This window comes from Limimaricola variabilis, assembly GCF_014195545.1.
In the GTDB taxonomy this organism is placed as follows: Bacteria; Pseudomonadota; Alphaproteobacteria; order Rhodobacterales; family Rhodobacteraceae; genus Limimaricola; species Limimaricola variabilis.
Genome location: NZ_JACIBX010000009.1, coordinates 161,602 through 178,369, shown reverse-complemented (window position 1 = coordinate 178,369; position 16,768 = coordinate 161,602). Strand labels below are relative to the sequence as shown.

Genomic DNA, 16,768 nt, shown 5'->3' with positions numbered 1-16,768 from the left:
GCCGCCAGGCCCGCCCCCGCCTCGATCAGGCACTCGTGCCCAAGCTTCTGCAAGTCACGCGCCGAAGACGGGGTCATCGATACCCGCGCCTCGCCGTCATGGAGTTCCCTCGGTGCCCCGATCCTCACGCCACGTCCCCTCCGGTCATTCTGCGTTGGCGAAGGAGTAGCGGGGGAAAGAATGTTGCACAAGGGCGGCGCAGGACTTTGCTGCCGCCGGGTCACAAGGCCTCAGAGCCAGCGTCGTGTGCGTCCGGACCAAGCCTCGAAAGCGGGGCCGAAACTGGCGCGCAACATCGCCTCCTCGGGCCGGATGAAGCGGCGCGACAGGATCGCGGCGAGGACCGGCACGAGCACCAGCGCCAGCGGTGCGTCGAGGATCAGCGCACCACCCGTGAGCAGCACCAGATCGCCCAGATAGATCGGGTTGCGCGAGAAGCGGAACGGCCCGGTGGTCACCAGCGTCGCCGCCTCGCGGCGCGGCATGACCTGGGTGCGGTGCCACAGCATCACTGCACTCGCCCAGAGCATCAGCCCGAGGCCCAGCGCGATCACCACCATGCCCAGCGCCGCGTGATGCATGCCGAAACCGAGCCATTCGGGCTCCAGCACGGAGATCCCCCAGGCGGCAAGCAGCGCGTAGAGGGTCCAGGCGGGGGGAAAGTCGATCCAGTACATGCCATTGTTCTGCCTTGCCGTCGGGGCGCTGTCACCCGCTGTTGCGCGGATCGAGCCGGGCTGCCATCAATCTGCGACATTTGCGGGGAGGCATGCCATGACGACCGATTTCCGGGCCACCAAGGCCCTGTTCGAGCTGCCCGAGGGCGTGACCTATCTCGACGGCAATTCGCTCGGCCCGCTGCCCAAGGCGGCGCCGGCGCGCATGGCGCGGGCGATGACGGAGGAATGGGGCGAGATGCTGATCACCGGCTGGAACAAGGCCGGCTGGATGGCGCAGCCCGCGACGCTCGGCGACCGGATCGGTCGGCTGATCGGCGCGCCCGAAGGCACCACGGTGCTCGGCGACACGCTGTCGATCAAGGTGCATCAGGCGCTGGCGGCGGCGCTGGCATTGCGCCCCGAGCGGAAGGTGATCCTGACCGACAGCGGCAATTTCCCGTCGGACATCTACATGGCCGAGGGGCTGATCGAACAGCTCGGGCGCGGCCACGAGTTGCGCGTGGTGGCACCCGAGGAGGTCGAGGCCGCGATCGACGAGGACGTCGCGGTGATGATGATCACCGAGGTCGACTACCGCACCGGGCGCCGTCACGACATGCCGAAGCTGATCGCGCGTGCGCATGAGGCCGGGGCGCTCGCCATCTGGGATCTGGCGCATTCGGCCGGGGCGGTCGATGTCGACGTCGCTGCTGCCGACACCGATTTCGCCGTCGGCTGCACCTACAAGTTCCTCAATGGCGGCCCCGGCGCGCCGGCCTTCATCCATGTGGCGCCCCGGCTGATCGACGCGGTACGGCCGGCGTTGTCGGGCTGGCTCGGCCATGACGCGCCCTTCGCCTTCGAACCGAGCTATCGCCCCGGCGCCGCGATCGCCCGGATGCGGGTCGGCACGCCCCCCGTGCTGGCCATGGCGGCGCTCGACTCCGCGCTCGACATCTGGGACGGCGTCGACATGGCGGATCTGCGCGCCGCCTCGCTGGCGCTGTCGGACCGCTTCATCGAGGGCGTCGAGGCCGCCTGCCCCGGTCTCGAACTGGCGACCCCCCGCGATCCTGCGCGACGTGGCAGCCAGGTCTCGTTCCGGCATCCGCAGGGCTATGCGGTGATGCAGGCGCTGATCGCGCAGGGCGTGATCGGCGATTTCCGGGCGCCCGACATCCTGCGCTTCGGCATCACGCCGCTCTATCTTGACGAAGCCGACATCGACCGCGCGGTCGAGGTGATGGCGTCGATCCTGCGCGACGGCTCTTGGGATCGGCCCGAATTCCACGCCCGCGCCGCCGTGACATGACGTCGTGGGGCGAGACGTAGCGTCCGCCCCCTCGTCGCCGCATTCTCGCCACTCCTCCGCCCCGAACCGCGGAAATTCCGGGGTTAATGTAACCTTTCCTCAAGGGTTTCATTCCAAAACGGAACCGATCGCGAGGGGAATGAAATGCAGCGGGCGCCTATTCCGGAGGATGCCGTGGCCGTGGCCCGCCCGGGCCTGTTCCTGCCCGGCACCCGGATCGCCACGGCACGCGGCGCCCGCAGGGTCGAGGCGCTGCGGCCCGACGACCGGGTGCTGACCCGCGATCACGGCTTCCAACCGGTGCTCGAGCTGTCGTGGTGGTCTTGCGATCCGCACAGGATCCTGCAGCCCGAGGGTGGCCCCGCCCTGCTGCCCCGACAGAGGCTGCTGCTGCGCGGCACGCTGATCCTGCAGCTGTTCGGCACCAGCGAAGTTCTGGCCGAAGCGGGGCATCTGGGCCATCCGCCCGCGACCGAGGGGCAGCTGCCGGATCAGGCCCTGCGGCTGCGCCTGCCTCGGGCCGAGCTGATCTGGGCCGATGGCCGGATCATGGAGACGGCCATTGCCGCAAAAGCCGCCTCTGCCCGGCGCTGCCTCGACTGGCACGAGACGGCGCGGTGGCGCGCGGCGCGGGATCAGGGCATCGGCATTGGCACTGGCAGCCCGCTCGGCACCGTCTCCGGAATGCCGAGCCGCCCGGCCTTGGCAACCGGGTCGGTCAACGCCTCGAGAAAGGCCACCAGCGCGTCGATCTGCGCCGGGGCGAGGTCGAGCGGCGGTCGCGTGGCCGCGGCGCCGATCGCCGCCGTCTCGGCCGGATCGTCGAGGATCCGCCAGTCCGCCGCGTCCATCTCCGGCAGCACTGCCTGCGCTCGGTCGTAGCGGCCCAGCGCCGCCGCTGGGTCGAGGTGGTCGGCAACGAAGTTGCGCAGGCTCGCATGTGCCCCGGCATGGCCATAGGGCGCGGTCAGTGCCACGTTGCGAAGGCTCGGCGTGCGGAAGGCATGCAGATCCTCGGCCCGGCCGGTCACCCGGAACCGACCTTCGTCGCGGGCATGGGTCTCGAAGCGCGCGCCCTTGCCGGGGCCGAGCTGCGGAACGGCCATGGCGTGAAAGCCGTGATCGGTCTGAAGCGGGCCGGAATGGCACTCGGTGCAGCCCGCCTCGCCGTAGAACAGCGCCAGACCCGCCTCGGCCTCGGGGGCGAGCGGCGTGCCATCGCGCAGCCGCGCATCGAACGGGCTGGTGTCTGAGCGGAACTCATGCGCCATGAAGGCGGCGATGACGTTGGAAATGTCGGTAAAGCCGATCTCCTCGGGCGCGAGATCGTAGAGCGTCTCGAAACTGCGGGCGTAGTCCGGTATCGCCGCAACCCGCCGCGCGATCAGCTCCCAGGCGCCGCCCGGCCCGGTCAACTGGCCCAGCCGCACCGCCTGCGCCACCTCGTTCTCGCTGTAATGCCCGGCCATTTCATCCGGGCTCAGCACCGGGAACATGGTCTGGGCGGAGAGCATCGATTCGAACCCCTCCAGCATGTCCGCGTCGAGCGGCGTGCGCATGCCTCCCGGTTGCGCCGCATCGATCTCCACGCGGCCGTCATGGAACAGCGAGACGTATTCCCGCGCGCCGAGATTCCACAGCGCCTGGGAGTTGCGGGGCACCCGCTGCTCTGGCGCGTTGCCGGGATCGACGACACGCGCCGGACCGAGGCCCCGGCCGCCATCGCCCAATGGCAGGGACAGCCCGTCCGAGGTGCCGAAGGCCGGGTGGTGGCAGGTCGCGCAGGCCACCTCGCGGTTGCCCGACAGGATCGGGTCGTAGAACAGCAGGCGCCCCAGCGCCGCCGCCTCAGGGTCGACCGCGACATAGGCCGCGTCGTCGAGCGGCGCAGGCAATGTCTGCGCCCACACCCAGGCCGGCGCCGCGACGAGCGCCAGTGCGGCGAGACGTTGGATGGTGCGGCGCATCGGATCCCCCTCGGGCGAAGCCCCCCGCTTCGCAGGGGCGACGTTGCCGCAGCGCCACGCGCGGCGCAATGCCGCACGGAGGATTTGACGGAAGGTCCCGACAGGACTAGAACAAAACAGGAACACAAATTTGCAGAGAGATCCCGTGACGTGGTCGCCTCCCGCCTCATGCCCCGCCCCCGACACGACGCCGCGCAAGGCGCCGGCGCTACGCCAGCCCAGCTTGTCCGAGATCTTTCCCGAAACCGCGGCGGACGCAGCCGCGCCGGCCTTTGCGCTGGCGCATCTTTCCGCCTGCAGCGGACCGGTGCTGTGGATACAGGATCGGCTCTCGGCGCGCGAGACGGGGCGCCCCTTTCCCCCCGGGATGGGGGGATGCGAATTGCTGCACCTGCAGGTCTCGCGCGCGATCGACGTGCTCTGGGCAATGGAACAGGGGCTGGGATGCCCGGCGCTCGGCGCGGTAATCGGCGAGGTCTGGGGCAGCGCGCCCGCGGTCGACTTCACCGCGACCAAGCGGCTGGCCCTGCGCGCCGAGGCGCATGGGGTGCCTGCCTGGTTGATCCGGCGCGCCGCGCCACCCGAGCTGAGCGCCGCGCGCGAACGCTGGCGGCTCTCCTCGCTGCCGGCCCGGCCCGAACCGGACGACGCCCGCGCGCCGGGCACGCCGCTATGGAGTGCCGAGCTGTTCCGCACCCGGTTCCGCGCGCCGGGGCGCTGGGTGGCCGGCCATGACCCCGCGACCGGCGATCTCGCCTTCGATCACGCCATCGGCATGGAGGCGGCCGAAGCCGCCCGCGCCACGGCCTGACCCGGCCGCGCGACGGTCGACAGGGCGTGCCTATCGAATGAATGACGAGGCGGGGCATATGCGCCCTGCCCCGGCGGCGCCGCCTCTCGACAGACCCGAGCGGTCGCGCCTCTTGCCAGAGAGACGACGACGATGACCGGCGGGGACAAGCTGCCTGTCCTCGCCTTCCGCGCGCCCCATATCGCCAAGGCCCGGCCCTGCGCCGCCAACCCGCGCCAACTCGCGCGGGCCGCCGAGGCCTTGCGCCAGGCAACCGGCACCGCGCCGGAGCCCCGGCCCGCGCCCGCCCCCGGGCCGATACCTGCCGCGCCGGAGGACAGCTTCAGCCCCGTGGGCATCCCGCGAAGGCGACCCGGCCCCGCCGCCGCGCCGCCGGAGATCCGGCGCGGCGGTGCGACGGGCGGGACGGCATCCGACGATGGCGGCCCCGTGGCCCGGCGCATCCTGTCGCTGCATCTCCCCCGCTTCGCGGTCGAGCGCTGGTGCCGCGAGGCCCTGCGGCGGGACGAGGCACCGCCCGATGACCTTCCCTTCGCGCTCGCGCTCGAAGGCGCGCAGGGCCCGGTGATCCATGCGGTGAATCCGGCCGCGCAGGCGCTGGGCATCGCGCCCGGCGCGCGGCTGGTGGACATGCGCGCGATCTGCCCCGAGCTGCGTGTCGCATTCGCCGACCCGCGTGGCGACAGGGCGGCGCTCGATCGGCTCATGCTCTGGGCCCGGCGGTGGTGCCCCTGGACCGCCATCGACGGCACCGACGCGCTGGTTATGGACGTCACCGGCTCGGACCATCTCTGGGGCGGCGAGGCCGCCATGCTGGAGGAGATCGCGGCGCGGCTCGCGGGGCTTGGCCTGACCTGCCGCGCGGCGATCGCGCCGACCCGCGGCGCCGCTTGGGCGCTGGCGCGCTTCGCACCTGGCCTCTGCGCCGCCGAGGAGCTGGCCGCCCGCACCGATCCGCTGCCCGTGGCGGCGCTGCGGCTCGACCCGGCGACGATACGGACGCTCGACCGGCTGGGCCTCTCGACCATCGGCGCGCTGCGCGCCGTGCCGCGCCTGTCGCTGGCGCGGCGGTTCCGCGCGGGCTTGCCCGAAGCCGACCCGCTGCTCCGCCTCGACCAGCTTTCGGGCCGCACGCCCGAGCCGGTCGACAGCCCCGACGACCCGCCGCGCTTTGCGATACAGGCCCGGCTGGCGGAGCCGGTGCTCGACCCGCTGCCGCACCTGCCGGAGTTGGCACGTGCCCTCTGTGCCGCGCTAGCTGCCGAAGGTTTCGGCGCGCGCCGGCTCGCGCTTGCGCTCTATCGGACCGATGGCGAGGTGGCGCAGGCGCAGGCCGCGACCTCGCGTCCCTCGCGCGATCCCGATCATCTGCTGCGGCTGTTCGACGGACGGCTCGACCGGCTCGATCCGGGCTTCGGCTTCGACCTGATCACGCTGGCCGCGCTGGTGGCCGAGGTGCTGCCCGACCGCCAGCGCCGCCTCGACCATGCGGCGGAGGATGCCGACGACCTGGCGCGGCTGATCGACCGGCTCTCGGCGCGGTTCGGGCCGCAGACCCTGACCCGGCCGCTGCCCGCTCCCAGCCACATCCCCGAGCGGCAGGTGCTCTGGCGTCCGGCGCTGCACGCCGTCTGCCGCCCCTTCGCGCCGCGCCTGCATCGCCCCTTGCGGCTGTTCGAGCCGCCCGAGGAGGTGCAGGTGCTCTACGCCGTGCCTGAAGGCCCGCCCGCGCAGTTCCTGTGGCGGCGCCAGCGGTTGCGCGTGGCGCGCTTCGCCGGCCCCGAGCGGATCGCACCCGAATGGTGGCGCGACCGCCCTGGCACCCGGCTGCGCGACTACTTCCGCATCGAGGACCAGACCGGTCGCCGCTTCTGGCTCTACCGCGAGGGTCTCTTGGGCGACGGGCGCGGGGCCGAGCCGCGCTGGTTCCTCCATGGCGCCTTTGCCTGAACCATGCCCGAGACCGAGAAACATCCCCGGCGCGACGTGCCACAGCAGGCGGAGTTCCCGCCCAACCCGCCCAGCGCCTATGTGGAGCTGGGCCTTGCCACCTGCTTTTCCTTCCTGCGCGGCGCCTCGGATGCGATGGATCTCGCGGTGCAGGGCTGGAGCCTGGGCTACGACGCGCTGGGCGTCGCCGACCTCAACACGCTGGCGGGCGTGGTGCGGATGCATGTCGCGGCGAAGCGGGTGAATGTCAGGCCGGTGATCGGCACCCGCCTTGCGCTGGTCACCGGCGAGACGTTCCTCGCCTACCCCACCGACCGCGCCGCCTATGGCCGCCTCTCGGCGCTGCTGTCGAAGGCCAAGATGCGCGATGTCGAGGGCCGCTGGCAGAAGAAGGGGGTGAGCGACGTCACGCTCGACGACCTCGCGGATCATGCCGAGGGGTTGAAGCTGATCCTCGTGCCACCCGCCGATCTGGCGGGGTTCGAGGCCGCCCTGCCCCGCCTCGCCCGCCGTCTGCCGGCGCTGACCCATCTGGCCGCCGCGCATCTCTATCGCGGCGACGACCGGGCCCGGATCAACGCGCTCGAACGCATGGCCCGCGCCGTCGGGCTGGCGCTGATGGCCACCAACGAGGTGCTCTACCACGCGCCCGAACGCCGCCCGCTGCAGGACGTGATGACCTGCATCCGCGAGGGCGTGCCGCTGGCCGAGGCCGGGCCGCACCTCGCCCCCAATGCCGAGCGGCATCTCAAGTCGCCTCAGACGATGCAACGGCTCTTCGCCGAATGGCCGCAAGCCATCCGCGCCACGCGCGAGATCGCCGATACCTGCCGCTTCGATCTCGAGGAGCTGGCCTACGAATACCCGCGCGAGGTGGTGCCCGAAGGGCGTGGCCCGCAGGACCACCTCGAAAAGCTGACATGGGAGGGGGCGGCGACGCGCTGGCCCGAGGGCATCCCGCCCGCCACCCGCGCCGTGCTGGAGAAGGAGCTGGCGATGATCGGCCGGCTCGACATCGCGCGCTATTTCCTCACCATCCACGACATCATCCGTTTCGCGCGCGAAACGGCCCAGCCGCCGATCCTGTGCCAGGGGCGCGGCTCGGCGGCGAACTCGGCCGTCTGCTTCGTGCTGGGCATCACCGCCGTCGACCCGGCGCAGCACCAGCTGCTGTTCGAGCGCTTCATTTCCGAGGAACGCCGCGAGCCGCCCGACATCGACGTCGATTTCGAGCATGAGCGCCGCGAGGAGGTGATCCAGCACATCTATGCCAAGTATGGCCGCGAGCGCGCCGGCCTTTGCGCCACGGTGATCCATTACCGCCCGCGCTCGGCGATCCGCGAGGTGGGCAAGGTGATGGGCCTGTCCGAGGACGTAACCGGCGCGCTGGCCAAGACCGTCTGGGGCCATTGGGGCAGCGGCATCGCCGAGGAGAACGTGCGCGAGGCCGGGCTCGACCCGACCGACCCGCTGCTACGCAAGGCGCTCCTGATCGCCGGGCAGCTGGTGGGCATGCCGCGTCATCTCTCCCAGCATGTCGGCGGCTTCATCCTGACCGAGAAACCGCTGACCGAGACGGTCCCGATCGGCAATGGCGCGATGGCCGATCGCAGCTTCATCGAATGGGACAAGGACGACATCGACGCGCTGGGCATCCTGAAGGTCGATATCCTCGCGCTCGGCATGCTGACCTGCATCCGCAAGAGCCTCGATCTGGTGGCGGCGCATTGGGACCGGCGCGAGGATCTGGCCTCGATCCCGCGCGAGGATCCGCGCGTCTTCGACATGCTGTGTCGCGCCGACAGCCTCGGCGTGTTCCAGGTCGAGAGCCGGGCACAGATGAACATGCTGCCCCGGCTGCGCCCGCGCTCGTTCTACGATCTCGTGATCCAGGTCGCCATCGTCCGCCCCGGTCCGATCCAGGGCGACATGGTGCATCCCTATCTGCGCCGCCGCGCCGGCGAGGAGGCGGTCGAATACCCCTCGCCCGGCCATCCGCATGACCCGGGGGAGCTGAAATCGATCCTCGGCCGGACGCTGGGCGTGCCGATCTTTCAGGAACAGGCGATGAAGATCGCCATCGACGCCGCGCGCTTCTCGCCCGCCGAGGCAAACGAACTGCGCAAGGCCATGGCAACCTTTCGCTCGCGCGGCACCATCGCGCTTTTGCAGGAGAAGATGGTCGGGCGGATGGTCGCGCGCGGCTATGATGAGGAGTTCGCGACGCGCTGCTTCGAGCAGATCAAGGGCTTCGGCGAATACGGCTTTCCCGAGAGCCATGCGGCGAGCTTCGCGCATCTGGTCTATGTCTCGTCATGGCTGAAGTGCCATTTTCCAGGGGCCTTCGGCGCGGCGCTGCTGAACTCGCAACCCATGGGCTTCTACGCGCCGGCGCAGATCGTGCGCGACATGCGCGAGCATGGGGTCGAGGTCAGGCCGGTGGACGTGAACATGTCCGAATGGGACTGCACGCTGGAACCGGTCTCGTCGGGCGGGTTCGCGGTGCGGCTGGGGCTGCGGATGATCGGCGGGCTGGCAAGCGAGGTGGCGGCGCGGATCGTCGCGGCGCGCGATGCGCCCTACGAGACGCCCGAGGACCTCAAATCCCGCGCGGGCATCGGCGCGGCGGTGGTGCGGCGGCTGGCGGCGGCGGATGCGATGCGCTCGATGTTCCTCGACCGGCGGCAGGCGCTGTGGGAGGCGGGCTCCTTGCGCGACGCGCCCGATCTGCCGCTGTTTCGCGAGGCACGCGACGAGGGGGCGGAGGTGCCGGTCGCCCTGCCCGCCATGCCGGTCTGCGAGCAGGTGGTGGCCGACTACCAGACGCTGCGCCTGTCGCTGAAGGCGCATCCCATGGCCTTCCTGCGCAAGAGCCTGCGCGCGCAAGGCTATGCCAGCGCCGCCGACCTGGCCCGCGCCGGCCAGGGTCAGCGGCTCAAGCTCGCCGGGCTGGTGCTGATCCGCCAGAAGCCGGGCAGCGCCAAGGGGGTGTGCTTCATCACGCTGGAAGACGAGACTAGCGTCGCCAACCTCGTGGTCTGGCCCAAGGTGATGACGCAGTTCCGGCGCGTGGTGATGCAGGCACGGCTTCTGGTCGTGGAGGGCTACGTGCAGCGCGACGTGGAGATCGTGCATTTCGTGGCGCAGCGGCTCGAGGACCGCTCGGACGCCCTCACCCGGCTTGCACCCGGAGGCCTCGTGCCCCCGCTGAGCCATGCCGATGCGGTCAAGAACCCGGTCCAGGGCTCGGCTCGCGGCAGCGGCGCGCCCGCGAACGGGCATCCGCGCAACGCCCGCATCCTGCCGCCGAGCCGCGACTTCCACTGACCTTCAATGCCCGAAGAAACGCACCCTAAGCGCGCCTCCCCTTCACCATTCCTGAAATACGCAAATCCCCCGGCCACCGCCGGGCACAAGGCCTCAGGCGCTGCGCCGCGCCGATGTCGCGGGCTGCTTGCGCGCGGCCCAGTCGCGGGCCGCCTCGCCGAAGGCCTCGAACAGCGGACGCGACACCGGGTCGTCGCCGCCCTTCCATTCGGGATGCCATTGCACCGCCATGGTGAAGCCCGGCGCGCCTTCGACATAGAGTGCCTCGGGCGTGCCGTCGGGGGCGTGGCCGTCGATCACGATGCGGCGGCCGGGGCGGTTCACCCCCTGCCCGTGCAGCGTGTTGGTCAACACCTCGCGCGCGCCGAAGAGCCGATGGAACGGGCCGCCCTCGGTCAGCGTCACGACGTGGCGAAGCGCGAACTTCTCCTCGAGCGTGCCGTCGGGCGGCATGCGGTGATTGGTGCGCCCCGGCAGGTCGCGGATCTCCGGGTGCAGCGAGCCGCCCATCGCCACGTTCACCTCCTGGAAACCGCGACAGATGCCGAGGAAGGGCTGCCCACGCTCGACGCAGGCGCGCACCAGCGGCAGGGTGATCGCGTCGCGCGAACGGTCGAACGCCCCATGCGCGGGGGTCTCCGGCTCGCCGTATTCATCGGGATGCACATTGGGCCGCCCACCGGTGAGCAGGAAGCCGTCGCAGACCTCCAGCAGTTCCTCGACCGAGACCAGCTTGGGGTCGGCGGGGATCACCAGCGGCAGCCCGCCCGCGACCTGTGACACGGCCGAGGAATTCATCGCGCCGCCGCCATGGGTGACGTAATGGCCGTCGATGACGTGGTTGTTGCCGATGATGCCGATGACGGGACGGGTCATGATCGCTCCGGTTGCTGCCCCTTACAGATATACAGCCGAACCCTTCGTGAAAAGCATCGCGCGGCCCGGGAGACCCGGGCCGCGCGCACATTCGCCGTCAATCACGGCACAATCGAGCGGTGACGCTCAGGCGTCGCCCTTGAGCCCTGCTGCGGCGATCCCCGCCAGCGCCGCTTCGGCGTCGTTGTCGGAGGTATCGCCGGTCACGCCGACCGCACCCAGCACGGTACCGTCCTCGCCGCGCACGATCACGCCGCCCGGGACCGGCACGACCTTGCCGCCGAAGGCGCCGTTGGCGGCGGTCATGAAGTAGTGCTGCGCCTCGGCGCGGGCCATCTGCGCCGAGCCGGGCATGCCCAGCATCACCGCGCCATAGGCCTTGCCCTCGGCGATCGCGTAACGGCCGGGCGAGGCCCCGTCCTCGCGCTCGAAGGCGAGCGGGTGGCCGCCGGCGTCGAGCACGATCACCGACATGGGCTTGAGCCCCATCTCATGCGCCTTGGCGAGGGTTTCGCGGATGATGGTGCGGGCGGCGTCGATGTTGAGCTTGGTCATCAGACGTTCTCCATGTTCTTCAGTTCGAGGCGACGGCGGTGCAGCACCGGCTCGGTGTAGCCGGAGGGCTGCTTGCGGCCTTCGAAGACGAGGTCGCAGGCCGCCTGGAAGGCGAGGCTGTCGAAATGCGGCGCCATCGGCTTGTAGGCCGGATCGCCCTCGTTCTGCCGGTCCACCACTTCGGCCATCTTCTTCATGGCCGTCATCACCTGCTCCTCGGAGACGACGCCATGATGCAGCCAATTGGCCAGCGCCTGGGACGAGATCCGGCAGGTCGCGCGGTCCTCCATCAGGCCGACATCGTTGATGTCCGGCACCTTGGAGCAGCCGACGCCCTGATCGATCCAGCGCACCACGTAGCCGAGGATGCCCTGGGCGTTGTTCTCGATCTCGCGGGTGACCTCGGCGTCATCGAAGTTGCGCCCCGTCGCCAGCGGGATCGTCAGCAGATCCTCGAGCGTGCCACGCGCACCGCCCTTGGCGATCTCCTCCTGCCGCGCCAGCACGTCGACATGGTGGTAATGCGTGGCATGCAGCGTCGCCGCGGTCGGCGACGGCACCCAGGCGCAGGTGGCGCCGGCCTTGGGGTGACCGATCTTCTGGTCGAGCATGTCGGCCATCCGGTCGGGCATCGCCCACATCCCCTTGCCGATCTGTGCCTTCCCCTTGAGGCCGCAAGCCAGGCCGATATCGACGTTGCGGTCCTCATAGGCCTGGATCCAGGCCGAGGACTTCATCTCGCCCTTGGGCACCATCGGCCCGGCTTCCATCGAGGTGTGGATCTCGTCGCCGGTGCGGTCGAGGAAACCGGTGTTGATGAAGGCCACGCGGTTCTTCGCGGCGCGGATGCATTCCTTGAGGTTGGCCGAGGTGCGGCGCTCCTCGTCCATGATGCCGAGCTTGACCGTGTATTGTGGCAGGCCGAGCATCTTCTCGACGGCGGTGAACATCTCGTCCGAGAGACGCACCTCGTCGGGGCCGTGCATCTTGGGCTTCACGATGTAGACCGAGCCACGGGTCGAGTTGCGCGGCCCTTCGTCCTTGTTGAGGTCGTGCATGGCGATCAGCACCGTGATCACCGCGTCCATCAGGCCTTCGGAGATCTCGCGCTCGTCATCCTTGCCGACGATCGCCGGGTTGGTCATCAGGTGGCCGACATTGCGCACCAGCATCAGCGAGCGGCCCTTGACCGTGCGGGTCGAGCCGTCGGGCGCGGTGTATTCCCGGTCGCCTTCCATGCGGCGGGTCATCTCTTCGCCGCCCTTCTGGAAGGTGGCCTGCAGCGTGCCCTGCATCAGGCCGAGCCAGTTGCGATAGGCTAGGACCTTGTCCTCGGCATCGACCGCGGCCACCGAATCCTCGCAGTCCATGATGGTCGAAACGGCGCTCTCAAGGCGGATGTCGGAGATCCCGGCGCGGTCGGAGCCGCCGATCTGGCTCGACGGATCGACCACGATCTCGATCAGCAGGCCGTTCTTCTCCAGCAGCACGCGCAGATCCGCACCGTCGCCGGTGCTCGAGCCCGCGAACTGCTCGGGCTCCTTGAGACCGTGCTCGGCGTCGCCCTTGCAGCCGACCAGCGTGCCACCCTTGACCTCGAGCCGGTCGATCTCGGCCCAGGAGGTGCCGTCGAGCGGCGCGACCTCGTCGAGATGCTTGCGGCCCCAGGCGATCACCTCAGCGCCACGCGCCTCGTCATACCCCTTGCCCTGCGGCAGGCAGCCCAGCGCGTCAGTGCCGTAAAGCGCGTCATAGAGGCTGCCCCAGCGGGCGTTGGCGGCGTTGAGCGCAAACCGCGCATTGGTGATCGGCACGACGAGCTGCGGGCCCGGCGTATGGGCGATCTCGGGATCGGTGTTCTCGGTGCCGATCTCGAAATCGTCGCCCTCCGGCACGAGATAGCCGATCCCCTTGAGCATCTCGCGATACTCGGCCGGGTCGATCGGCTTGCCCTTGCGGGTCTGGTGCCAGGCGTCGATCTCGGCCTGCATCTTGGCCCGTACCGACAGCGCGTCGCGGATGCGCGGACCGAATTCCTGCGCCAGCGCGGCGAAGCCCTTCCAGAACTCGTCCGCGTCGATCCCCGTGCCCGGCAGCGCCTCTTCCTTGATGAATTCCACCAGCTCGGGGGCCACCATCAGCCCATGCTTGTCGATCCTCTCGGCCATCCGCCGTCTCCTCCTCAAACTGCGTTGCGCAATGGCTAGTCGATCCCCGCGGGAGCGGCAACTAGAAGCCTGTTGCATAAAAGGGGCGCGTGGCCCCGGCCCGCGCCCCCTTGCCTTTCCGTCGGGCGGCTCCGCTTATTGCTGTTCGGCGGTGCCCACGCTGTCGTTGATCTGCTCGGGCGCACCGACGATGTCTTCGCTTTCGGTCTCGACCTCGCCGCTGCCCACGGCTTCCACGGTGCTTTCGGCCTCGGGCTCGTTGCCCTGGCCGAAGCCGAGGAAGACCAGCAGCAGGATCAGAAGTACGCCGAACACTGCCACGATGGCCATGCCGGTCAGCGGTCCCTTGTGGCGTTTTTCCTGTTTCTCGACGTCTGTATGCGGGGCGGACATGGTGTCTCTCCTTGGCTGGGTGCCGTGCGGGCATCGACCCGACGGCGCGGGGCGCGCTTGAAGGCCCCCTGTCGTGGCCCTAACGTCCCGCCTGCCCCGAAGGTTCAGCGAAAGGTTTCGGCATGACGCAGCATGACCCCCGCACCGTGTTTTTGCGGGATTACACGCCGCCCGCCTATCTGGTGGAGGAGGTTCGGCTGACCTTCCGCCTCGCGCCGCACGCGACGCGGGTGCTCTCGGAAATCCAATTCCGCCCCAACCCCGACGCGGCGGATCGCGACTTCTTCCTGCATGGCGAACAGCTGAAACTGATCTCCGCCCATGTCGATGGCGCCCCGGTCACGCCCGAACTGGTCGAGGGCGGCCTCAGGCTCGACGCGCCCGATGCGGCTTTCACCTTCGAAGCCGAGGTCGAGATCGACCCCGAGAACAACACCGCGCTCGAGGGGCTCTACCGCTCGAACGGCATGTATTGCACGCAGTGCGAGGCCGAGGGCTTTCGCAAGATCACCTTCTATCCCGACCGCCCCGACGTGATGGCGCCGTTCCACGTGCGCATCGAGAGCGACCTGCCGGTGCTGCTGTCGAACGGCAATGAGGTGGCGCGCGGCGAGGGCTTTGCCGAATGGTACGATCCCTGGCCCAAGCCGTCCTATCTCTTCGCCCTCGTGGCCGGCGACCTCGTCGCCCATGCCGACAGCTTCACCACCCAATCGGGGCGCGAGGTCGCGCTCAATGTCTGGGTGCGCGAGGCCGACATCGACAAATGCGCTTTCGCGATGGAGGCGCTCAAGAAATCCATGAAATGGGACGAGGAGGTCTATGGCCGCGAATACGACCTCGACCTGTTCAACATCGTCGCGGTGGACGATTTCAACATGGGCGCGATGGAGAACAAGGGGCTGAACATCTTCAACTCCTCGGCCGTGCTCGCCTCCCCCGAAACCGCGACCGATGCCGATTTCGAGCGGATCGAGGCGATCATCGCGCATGAATACTTCCACAACTGGACCGGCAACCGCGTCACCTGCCGCGACTGGTTCCAGCTCTGCCTGAAGGAAGGCCTCACGGTGTTCCGCGACCAGCAGTTCACCGGCGACATGCGTTCGCATCCGGTGAAACGCATCGACGACGCGATGCTGCTGCGCTCGGCCCAGTTCCGCGAGGATAACGGCCCGCTCGCCCACCCCGTCCGGCCCGAGAGCTTCGTCGAGATCAACAACTTCTACACCGTCACCGTCTATGAGAAGGGCGCCGAGATCGTCGGCATGCTCAAGCGGCTTGTGGGGGACGAGGGCTACAGGAAGGCGCTCGACCTCTATTTCGAGCGCCATGACGGCCAGGCGGTGACGATCGAGGACTGGCTGAAAGCCTTCGAGGACGCCACCGGCCGGGACCTGTCGCAATTCGCGCGCTGGTATCATCAGGCCGGCACGCCGCGCGTGCATGTGGCCGAGGATTATGCCGACGGCACCTACACCCTGACGCTCCGACAGGAGACGCCGCCCACCCCCGGTCAGGACGACAAGGCGCCGGTGGTGATCCCGGTCGCGGTGGGCCTTTTGAACCCGAATGGCGACGAGGTGGTCGCGACGCGGGTGCTGGAGCTGAGCGAGGCCGAGCAGAGCTTTGCCTTCGAGGGGCTCTCCACCCGGCCGGTGGCGTCGATCCTGCGTGGCTTCTCCGCCCCGGTGATCCTGCGCCACGAGCAGTCCCACGAGACCCGCGCCTTCCTGCTGGCGCATGACACCGACCCGTTCAACAAATGGGAGGCGGGGCGCGACCTCGCTCGGACCGGCCTGCTGGCGATGATCCTGGACGGCGCCGGGCCGGATGCGGGTTATGTCGACGCGCTGGGCCAGGCGGTCTCCGACGAGGCGCTCGATCCGGCCTTCCGCGCGCGCCTGCTGGCCCTGCCGGGCGAGGACGAACTGGCGCAGGCAATCTTCGAGACCGGGACCGCACCGGACCCGACCGCGATCCACGCGGCGCGCGAAGCGCTGCGTCGGGCCATCGCGGAGCGGCTCGGCGACACGCTGTCGCGGCTCTACGAGACGCATCAGGTCACTGGCCCCTACAGCCCCGAGGCCAAGGATGCGGGCCGCCGGGCGCTCACCAATGCCGCCCTGTCGCTGCTGACGCTCACGCAGGGCGGCGACCGGGCGCGGGCGCAGTACCGCGCCGCCGACAACATGACCCAGCAGATCGCGGCGCTGGGCGCGTTGCTGGTTATCGGCGAGGGCGAAGCCGAACTGAAGGCCTTCGAGGAGCAGTGGCACCACGAGCGGCTGGTGATGAACAAATGGTTCGGCCTGCAGGTGGCCGCCGCCCGCCCCGAAGAGACCGCCGCCACCGCGGAGGCGTTGTCGCGCCACCCGGCCTTCGACTGGAAGAACCCCAACCGTTTCCGTGCCGTATTCGGCGCGCTTGCGGGCAACGCGGCGGGCTTCCACGACCCTTCGGGCGCGGGCTACAGGCTGCTCGCCGACTGGCTGCTGAAGCTCGACCCGCTCAACCCGCAGACCACCGCCCGGATGACGCAGGCCTTCTCGACCTGGAAGCGCTACGACGAAGACCGCAAGCGCCTGATCCGGGCCGAACTGGAGCGGATCGCGGGCGCACAGGGGCTCAGCCGCGACACCTCCGAGATGGTCGGGCGGATGCTGGCCGACTGACGGTGACGTGAGGGGGCGTCCCGGAACGCCCCCTCCCTCCTCTCGGTTTGGGCCTCGAAGAATTCGAGCCGAGAA

At 69.7% G+C, this 16,768-nt stretch carries 12 protein-coding genes and 1 pseudogene; 6 read left to right on the top strand and 7 right to left on the bottom strand.

Annotated features, from left to right (window positions below; all coding sequences use genetic code 11):
* Nucleotides 1-128: hypothetical protein (locus FHS00_RS12835; protein ID WP_183474319.1), on the bottom strand; the 128-nt coding region annotated here is incomplete at its 3' end.
* A gap of 102 nt (nt 129-230) precedes the next feature.
* Nucleotides 231-677 carry a methyltransferase family protein gene (locus FHS00_RS12830; RefSeq protein ID WP_183474316.1) on the bottom strand — a complete coding sequence of 149 codons (447 nt, stop codon included), beginning with the start codon at nt 675-677 and terminating at the stop codon, nt 231-233.
* Nucleotides 678-774: 97 nt separating this feature from the next.
* On the opposite strand from FHS00_RS12830, the gene kynU reads away from it, so the two are divergent.
* Nucleotides 775-1,971 (top strand): kynureninase, encoded by a 1,197-nt coding sequence (gene kynU / locus FHS00_RS12825; protein ID WP_183474314.1) that lies wholly within the window; start codon nt 775-777, stop codon nt 1,969-1,971.
* Between the two features lie 144 nt (nt 1,972-2,115).
* A pseudogene (locus FHS00_RS17975) lies at nt 2,116-2,244 on the top strand (hypothetical protein); the annotation flags it as partial.
* 362 nt (nt 2,245-2,606) lie between these two features.
* Here the strand turns inward: FHS00_RS17975 and FHS00_RS12815 are convergent.
* Nucleotides 2,607-3,938 (bottom strand): cytochrome-c peroxidase, encoded by a 1,332-nt coding sequence (locus FHS00_RS12815; protein ID WP_183474310.1) that lies wholly within the window; start codon nt 3,936-3,938, stop codon nt 2,607-2,609.
* A 145-nt stretch (nt 3,939-4,083) separates the two neighbouring features.
* On the opposite strand from FHS00_RS12815, the gene FHS00_RS12810 reads away from it, so the two are divergent.
* The 3 genes from FHS00_RS12810 (at nt 4,084) to FHS00_RS12800 (ending at nt 10,026) form a co-directional block, all read left to right on the top strand.
* On the top strand, nt 4,084-4,749 hold the full coding sequence (locus tag FHS00_RS12810) for a hypothetical protein (RefSeq protein ID WP_183474307.1): 666 nt from the start codon (nt 4,084-4,086) through the stop codon (nt 4,747-4,749).
* A gap of 132 nt (nt 4,750-4,881) precedes the next feature.
* Entirely contained in the window at nt 4,882-6,699 is a 1,818-nt protein-coding gene (locus FHS00_RS12805) for a Y-family DNA polymerase (protein ID WP_183474303.1), read from the top strand.
* Between the two features lie 3 nt (nt 6,700-6,702).
* Nucleotides 6,703-10,026, top strand: coding sequence for an error-prone DNA polymerase (locus tag FHS00_RS12800; protein ID WP_183474300.1), 3,324 nt, complete (start codon nt 6,703-6,705; stop codon nt 10,024-10,026).
* A gap of 93 nt (nt 10,027-10,119) precedes the next feature.
* Here FHS00_RS12800 and FHS00_RS12795 read toward each other — a convergent pair whose 3' ends face one another.
* The 4 genes from FHS00_RS12795 to FHS00_RS12780 all read right to left on the bottom strand — a co-directional run bounded on the left by FHS00_RS12795 (nt 10,120) and on the right by FHS00_RS12780 (nt 14,018).
* Complete coding sequence (locus tag FHS00_RS12795) at nt 10,120-10,902, bottom strand: gamma-glutamyl-gamma-aminobutyrate hydrolase family protein (protein ID WP_183474297.1); 783 nt, start codon at nt 10,900-10,902, stop codon at nt 10,120-10,122.
* Between the two features lie 126 nt (nt 10,903-11,028).
* Nucleotides 11,029-11,457: a GlcG/HbpS family heme-binding protein gene (locus FHS00_RS12790; RefSeq protein ID WP_183474294.1), complete on the bottom strand. Its 429-nt coding sequence runs from the start codon at nt 11,455-11,457 to the stop codon at nt 11,029-11,031.
* Nucleotides 11,457-13,625 carry a malate synthase G gene (locus FHS00_RS12785; protein WP_183474293.1) on the bottom strand — a complete coding sequence of 723 codons (2,169 nt, stop codon included), beginning with the start codon at nt 13,623-13,625 and terminating at the stop codon, nt 11,457-11,459. Before FHS00_RS12785 ends, FHS00_RS12790 begins: the two co-directional genes overlap by 1 nt.
* Nucleotides 13,626-13,760: 135 nt before the next feature.
* Nucleotides 13,761-14,018 carry a hypothetical protein gene (locus FHS00_RS12780; protein ID WP_183474291.1) on the bottom strand — a complete coding sequence of 86 codons (258 nt, stop codon included), beginning with the start codon at nt 14,016-14,018 and terminating at the stop codon, nt 13,761-13,763.
* A gap of 122 nt (nt 14,019-14,140) precedes the next feature.
* Between FHS00_RS12780 and pepN the strand changes: the two genes are divergently transcribed.
* Nucleotides 14,141-16,693: an aminopeptidase N gene (gene pepN, locus FHS00_RS12775; protein ID WP_183474289.1), complete on the top strand. Its 2,553-nt coding sequence runs from the start codon at nt 14,141-14,143 to the stop codon at nt 16,691-16,693.
* Nucleotides 16,694-16,768: the final 75 nt, after the last annotated feature.

What these genes read in the sequence shown, in the direction of transcription:
- FHS00_RS12830 (WP_183474316.1), bottom strand. Translation starts at nt 677, where the DNA reads ATGTACTGGATCGACTTTCCCCCCGCCTGGACCCTCTACGCGCTGCTT.
- kynU (WP_183474314.1), top strand. Translation starts at nt 775, where the DNA reads ATGACGACCGATTTCCGGGCCACCAAGGCCCTGTTCGAGCTGCCCGAG.
- FHS00_RS12815 (WP_183474310.1), bottom strand. Translation starts at nt 3,938, where the DNA reads ATGCGCCGCACCATCCAACGTCTCGCCGCACTGGCGCTCGTCGCGGCG.
- FHS00_RS12805 (WP_183474303.1), top strand. Translation starts at nt 4,882, where the DNA reads ATGACCGGCGGGGACAAGCTGCCTGTCCTCGCCTTCCGCGCGCCCCAT.
- FHS00_RS12800 (WP_183474300.1), top strand. Translation starts at nt 6,703, where the DNA reads ATGCCCGAGACCGAGAAACATCCCCGGCGCGACGTGCCACAGCAGGCG.
- FHS00_RS12795 (WP_183474297.1), bottom strand. Translation starts at nt 10,902, where the DNA reads ATGACCCGTCCCGTCATCGGCATCATCGGCAACAACCACGTCATCGAC.
- FHS00_RS12790 (WP_183474294.1), bottom strand. Translation starts at nt 11,457, where the DNA reads ATGACCAAGCTCAACATCGACGCCGCCCGCACCATCATCCGCGAAACC.
- FHS00_RS12785 (WP_183474293.1), bottom strand. Translation starts at nt 13,625, where the DNA reads ATGGCCGAGAGGATCGACAAGCATGGGCTGATGGTGGCCCCCGAGCTG.
- FHS00_RS12780 (WP_183474291.1), bottom strand. Translation starts at nt 14,018, where the DNA reads ATGTCCGCCCCGCATACAGACGTCGAGAAACAGGAAAAACGCCACAAG.
- pepN (WP_183474289.1), top strand. Translation starts at nt 14,141, where the DNA reads ATGACGCAGCATGACCCCCGCACCGTGTTTTTGCGGGATTACACGCCG.